6 protein-coding genes are annotated in these 6,355 nt (G+C 27.4%); all 6 read right to left on the minus strand.

Annotated elements, in window-relative coordinates:
- Nucleotides 1-16: 16 nt before the first annotated feature.
- The gene (locus ACJDUG_RS08010; RefSeq protein WP_406769372.1) at nt 17-1,099 is read right to left on the minus strand and encodes a glycosyltransferase; all 1,083 of its coding nucleotides are present in this window, start codon (nt 1,097-1,099) and stop codon (nt 17-19) included.
- A gap of 15 nt (nt 1,100-1,114) precedes the next feature.
- Nucleotides 1,115-2,218, minus strand: coding sequence for a glycosyltransferase (locus ACJDUG_RS08015; protein WP_406769373.1), 1,104 nt, complete (start codon nt 2,216-2,218; stop codon nt 1,115-1,117).
- A gap of 14 nt (nt 2,219-2,232) precedes the next feature.
- Entirely contained in the window at nt 2,233-3,531 is a 1,299-nt protein-coding gene (locus ACJDUG_RS08020) for a flippase (protein ID WP_406769374.1), read from the minus strand.
- Nucleotides 3,528-4,679, minus strand: coding sequence for a glycosyltransferase (locus ACJDUG_RS08025; RefSeq protein ID WP_406769375.1), 1,152 nt, complete (start codon nt 4,677-4,679; stop codon nt 3,528-3,530). Before ACJDUG_RS08025 ends, ACJDUG_RS08020 begins: the two co-directional genes overlap by 4 nt.
- A 10-nt stretch (nt 4,680-4,689) precedes the next feature.
- Entirely contained in the window at nt 4,690-5,997 is a 1,308-nt protein-coding gene (locus ACJDUG_RS08030; RefSeq protein ID WP_406769376.1) for an O-antigen ligase family protein, read from the minus strand.
- Between the two features lie 182 nt (nt 5,998-6,179).
- Nucleotides 6,180-6,355: LbetaH domain-containing protein (locus tag ACJDUG_RS08035; protein ID WP_479723033.1), on the minus strand; the 176-nt coding region annotated here is incomplete at its 5' end.

The following is a 6,355-nucleotide window of genomic DNA, read 5'->3' on the forward strand; positions in this document are numbered from 1 at the left end:
TTTAATTTTAATAAAATTATTTTATAATAGCTTTATAAATAAAATCAACTTTACTAAAATTCTCTTCAATATTATAATTATCAATAACAAATCTTCTTCCATTTTCGCCCATTTTTATTCTCAAGTCCGTATCTGAAATTAACTTTTCCATTGCATTTACTAATTCATCAACATTTTTTTTCTTAGTTACTAAGCTTGTAATTCCATTTGCTGTTGCTTCAGGCAAGCCGCCCACATCAGACACTATAACTGGAGTGCCGCAGGCTTGTGCCTCCACAGCTGCTACTCCAAAACTTTCACTATCCAAGGTTGATGGAAAAACAGCAATATCAAATCTATTTAAGGTGTCCACAACTTTATCTTGACTTAAAAATCCTAAAAATTTTGTATAAGACTCTATTTCAAGTTCTTTACACAAATTTTTCAAATATTCCTTTTGAGTCCCTTCACCGGCAATTTCTAAATATAAATTTTTATATTTTTTATTAACAATTGCAAAAGCTCTAATTAAATATTCAATACCATATTTAGCTTCAAGTGTCTTTACAGTTCCAATTATTATTTTATCTTTCACCTTATATTTGTTTTCAGCAGGTTTAAATACATTGATATTAACACCAAATGGTGTAACTTCAATAGATTTATTAGTATATTTTTTTGTTTCAGCTGCCATAACTTTACTTGTTGATAAAATAATATCTGCCTTAGATAAATTGTATCGAAGGATTTCTTTTTTTAAAATATTACCATTTGGAAAGTCATACACATCACTTCCCCACACTGAAATAATATATGGCTTGAATCCGCTTAATGCACCTAGTAATCCATAACTAGTTGCATAATGTGCATGTAAAATATCTGGTTTTATTTCTGCAATTAGTTTCTTAATCTTACTAACATATGTAATATAATTAAGTTTTGAATATAAGCTTCCATTTCTTACTTTAGCTAATTCAATATGACAACTATGTACAGAAACACCTTCTATTTCACCTGAATTAAGTGAAATTACATGAACATCATATCCTTTTCTTTTAAAGAAATCACACCATTTCTTTGTATGTATGCTATTAGCATCTGATAAATAGCATATTTTCATAAATATTCCTCCAAATTAGCTTTGCAAATTATCAACTACCTTTTTTGCTCTTGCCTTCCAGGTATTTTCAGCTATAATTTTATTTATATTGTTTGTCTTTTCATCTAATAATTCCTGATTTTTAAATATATATATTAATTGCTTCCTCAATGACTCTTTAGAATAATCTATAGACCATCCAATATTATTTTTTTCTATGAATTCTCCTGCCGCCGTATTTTTAGTAGAAATTATAGGTTTCTGATATGCAATATAATCAAAAAGCTTAACAGGAACAGCAAACTCCCAATATTTTAGAGGTTCTACAAAAATATTAAACAAATCTGCCTCTTTAAAATAAGGAATTAAATCATCCCCGGATTTGTGAATTACCTGTATCCTATCACTGATATATTTTTCATATTTAGTTTTCTCATTTTCCCACTCTTTTTTCCTACAGCAAACAGTTAATTTTAGTTCTTTAATTTCACTTACTACTTGAAATAGATACTGTAAATTGTAAAGATAGTTTAATCCCCCTACATAAAATATATGTAAATTATTGATTTCATCCTTTTTATTGTATCCACAATATGTATTCTTATCATCCAAAGCAGGAGGAAGTTCTTCAACTCTGCCTTTAAAATCAAAAGGTATATATTCATACATCCTCGCTGAAGGTAAATAAAGCACATCCACAAGTCGATTGTATTTGTATAGATCATAATGATAAAATACATATGCAATCAGCCTTTTCGTTAAAGGTACAGTAGCTTTATATTGACTAAATTTCCAGTGTATATCTCTATAAAACAATCCTATTTTTATTCCACTATTTTTACAAAATTTTAAAAAATTGAAATCCAAAAATGGAAAAACTGGAATATGATTTTTTTCAGTTAAAAGAGTTGGCTCTGTAGAACTCTCAGAATACATAAAGTCATATTTAATTCCTTTTTTAATATTAGCTTCAATTGATTTTATTTGCAATTTTCTAGTATTACCATAGCCTATTACCACATCCACCTCATACCCTATATTTCTAAATGCATCAATCATTTTCATCGGTCTTATTTGTGACCCTGATGGGTAGTCAGTATCAACATAAAAGGGCATATGTACAATACATCTTTTTGTCATAAAAGAATTCACTCCTAACCAAGCTTTATCCTCATAATCTTATTTTTAATCTCTATAATATCTTTTTTATTAACAACTAATAAGTCTCTGACTTTGCTTCCAGTAATTCTAATATAAAAATATACTGTAATTATTGTGGAAACTATATAAGATATGCTTGTAGCAATAGAAGCACCATTTATCCCAATTTTCGGAATAAGGATTATATCAAAAATAACTGTAATTACACATCCTACACTTGATGCGATAATATTATTTTCAATTTTCCCAATACCAGCCATATAGTTGGATAATATATTACAAACAGAAAATATACTTATACCCGGAACTAGCAGCATTAATGCTACAGCTCCACTAGCAAATTCTTTATTGAATAATATAGACATAAGTGGCTTACTAATAACTCCTAATATAATTGAACCAATTAATATTATTGTAAAAGTAACCCTAGTCACTTTGTTAATAAAGCCAGTCATTTCTAACTTATTACCAGAATTTGCTGTTATAGGCAGTACGACTGTAGCAATGCTAGAGGATACCCTCCACATTGTTTCTCCGAGAACTACTGCATTACTATATATCCCAACGTCACTTAAAGTAAGAAAATACTGTATTATAAATATGTCCAACCTATAGTTAAGAATTTGGATGGCATTTCCTACTTGAGCTTTTATGCCATATTTCATCATATTACTGAATAATTTCAAAGAAAATGTAACTTTATTATTATATTTAATAAATATAATAATAGAAAGTACTACTAATAGAATCAAAGATGCAATTAAATTTGATACTAAAACCCAATATGATGACTTAGTAGGTAAAATAAAAATCAATAATAATATAAAGGTTAAAAATCTATCAAATATGTTTAATTTATTATAAGTTTCGATTTTTTGTAATCCCAACAATAAATTTATAAATGCAGATTTTAGATTAGTAATTGGAATAGTTATCAATACTACTCCAATTATTTTAAGGTCTAAACCTTTAAATAAGAAATCTAAACTATAAAAATGATTTAGAATATAAAGACAGATCAAAATAAATACTGAAATTATAGTTACAACAATATTTGAACCTAAAATTTCATTTATTTTCTTTTTATCTTTACCTGCAAAATAAATATTAGAGGAGGTCATACCAAAGCCTAATATTATTAATGCAAAACTATTTATATTATTACCAACGCTAACTATTCCCTTTCCAGTAGTACCAAGCACTCGAGAAGTTACTATTGTAATTGCAAAGGAAATTATAAGTATGGCAATATTACTGGTAAAGGTTATAATTGCAGATTTTAAAAATTTCATATTCCACCATCAATTCTTGATACATTTATATAAAGTAGTTTTAATTTATTTCCAATAGCTTCATAACTAAAATTATCCAAAGCATATTTCCTTATAATTTGAGAATTAAATTTATCATAATTCTCAATCATATACAATATTCCATTTTCTAGTTCGGCTATCTCCTTTGGTTCTACTAATATTCCTACAGTATCAACTACGAATTCCTCAGGTCCGCCACATTTTGTTGCTAATACTGGTTTACCACCTGACATAGATTCAATTAGTACACTGCCAAATGTTTCTTTCACACTGGGAAGAACTAGAAAATCATTATCTTTTATGAACTCTTTTATTTCTTCTTTATGAACATTACCTTTAAATTCGCAATAATTTTCAATAGATAGATCCTTACTTAAATTTTTATATTTATCTAGTTTACTGCCACCACCTACTAAAGTAAGTTTAATTTTATAATTTGTATGATTTTTAATAAAATCTCTTATTGCAGGTAATAAATATTGAATGCCCTTAACTTCGTTATCTCCCATTAATCCTATAAATAAAATTTTGAATTCATCTTTAGCTTCTTTTGAATATTTAATTGAAAAATCATCTGTATTAACCACATTACCAATAATTTCTGATTTAAAATTATAACCTATATCTCTCAATTCATGTTCTAAACTTTTACTTACGGTAACAACTTTAGATGCATTTTTATAGGAAAAGGCAAAAAGTTTTCTGTTATACCACCTTTGTGAAAATTCACCTATCTTAGACGAATGTTCTGTAATAATGAAAGGAATTTTTTTATAAAATTTGTTATATAGTGCAGTTATAAAACCTGCGGTATAACATACATGACTGTGTATTAAGTCAATATTATTTTCCATAACTATTTTATCTAAAAATTTCAGGCTCTTTAAAAGACTATTTATTGTTGAAATTTTGCTTATTCTCATATAGTCTGTGTTAGACCTATAAGTTATTATTCCGTCTTCGTCTTTCACAAGCAACTTATTCTTTTCGATAGACTTATCAAATGGGTAAAAAACAATAGGGTTTAAGCCTACCTTTTTAAGAGCCATAACTTGCTCATATACAAAAATGCCACTTATATAATTATCTTTGCTGGGATACCAACTAGATATAATCAATACATTCATCTATTTTACCTCATTCTTCTGTTCTCATAGAAGCAGTTCTATAAGCTATCCCTATTGTTATCCAAAAAGGGGTATACCACATTATACTACTTGGTGCAAAGGATAAAAATACTAATCCAAAGAATAGTGCTGCACTAGTTGTAAAGAATTGTCCTCCTCGCTCTTCCTCTGAGTAGCTTACAAATACATTTTCCTTAATAACATATAAAAATATAATCAAGAAATAAATAAAGAATATTATACCAAAGTCCCCCAACATTTCCAGCCACAGACTATGTACATTTAATACTCCATAAGTATTATTCATTTTTTCAACATATTTTTCCACATTACCAGGTCCAAAACCAAAATAGTTTTTGTCCTTGAAAATACCATGGATTACATCATAAGCAAGTGTATATCTTTCTGCATCAGAACCTTTATTACCAATAATTAATACAGGTTGCTTGTTTTTTGAACTTCCAAAGAAGTGGAATATACTTGTAGTTGCCAATTTCCCATAAAAAGGCTCCATAGCAGGTACTGTAGAAAGTACAAAAAATACCATTAAGGAGGCAATAAATATTCCTGTCAATCTTTTAACATTTATTATATTTCTTCTTTCTTTTATTAAATAAATTGCAATACAAAAAACAATTATTAAAAACAAACTAGCCCAAGCAGTCCTTGACCTTGTAAAAATAAGGTTAATTAGAGAAATTAAATAAAAGATAGAAAGTACTGTTTTTTCTTTTTTATTTTTTGTATACAAATAAGCTACCATTAATACTGTCATTGATAATACTAAAAATACAGCATAATTATTAGGATTATAAAAAAAAGTTACAGGAATTTTATTAACATATGGCAACTGCGCAAATGATTCAGGATCCCATTCTTCAAAATGATTTCTAAGTTCACAGGTAATTCCAGCTATTTGTAATAAACCAGTGAATAATATTCCACCATATATATATAATAAATACTTAAGTGTATTTTTTAACTTACTAATTGTATTATTTTCAACAAATATCATCATTGCCAATAATGCCATTATAATGTAATTATATATATATTTAATTGCAAGCTTTTTGTCAGCTGCAATAAAAGTAGTAATTACCATGTAACACAAGAATACTATTAGGAAAATAATATATTTATTTTTTAGTATTGCTTTAATGTCAAATGTTTTTATATTTCTAAAATAATATAATGCATAGGCTGCAGCATAAATAAATAAAGTTACATAAAAATAATAGATGGAATACTGGCTTGTTATAGGAATTACCATAGAAAAATTTACTATAGATAATAGCAAGGTACTATAGTAAATCATCATTTTAGGTGTATTAGAAAATTTCAAATATGCTATTACCAAAAAAAATGCAGTAAATAATTGAGTGTACAACATATTCGGAAATATAAAATAATTTAATAATACTGAAGTCAATATTACGATAAATAGTACAAAGTTAAGTTTATTGTTTGTTCTCATTATTTCTCCTTGTCCATTTTTACTAATTATTTCTGATTTCTAAGTAGTTGATCCTCCGGAACCCTTCTAAAATTCTTTGCTGGATTACCAACTACAATTTTTTCTTTTTCTATATCCTTAGTTATAACACTTCCAGCAGCTGCAAAACCATCTTCATAAATTGTCTTACCTGGCAAGATTATTGCACCCGCACCTATTCGCC

This window comes from Candidatus Clostridium stratigraminis, assembly GCF_045310675.1.
Lineage (GTDB): Bacteria > Bacillota > Clostridia > Clostridiales > Clostridiaceae > Clostridium_AT > Clostridium_AT stratigraminis.

What these genes read in the sequence shown, in the direction of transcription:
- ACJDUG_RS08010 (WP_406769372.1), bottom strand. Translation starts at nt 1,099, where the DNA reads ATGAAAATATGCTATTTATCAGATGCTAATAGCATACATACAAAGAAA.
- ACJDUG_RS08015 (WP_406769373.1), bottom strand. Translation starts at nt 2,218, where the DNA reads ATGACAAAAAGATGTATTGTACATATGCCCTTTTATGTTGATACTGAC.
- ACJDUG_RS08020 (WP_406769374.1), bottom strand. Translation starts at nt 3,531, where the DNA reads ATGAAATTTTTAAAATCTGCAATTATAACCTTTACCAGTAATATTGCC.
- ACJDUG_RS08025 (WP_406769375.1), bottom strand. Translation starts at nt 4,679, where the DNA reads ATGAATGTATTGATTATATCTAGTTGGTATCCCAGCAAAGATAATTAT.
- ACJDUG_RS08030 (WP_406769376.1), bottom strand. Translation starts at nt 5,997, where the DNA reads ATGATGATTTACTATAGTACCTTGCTATTATCTATAGTAAATTTTTCT.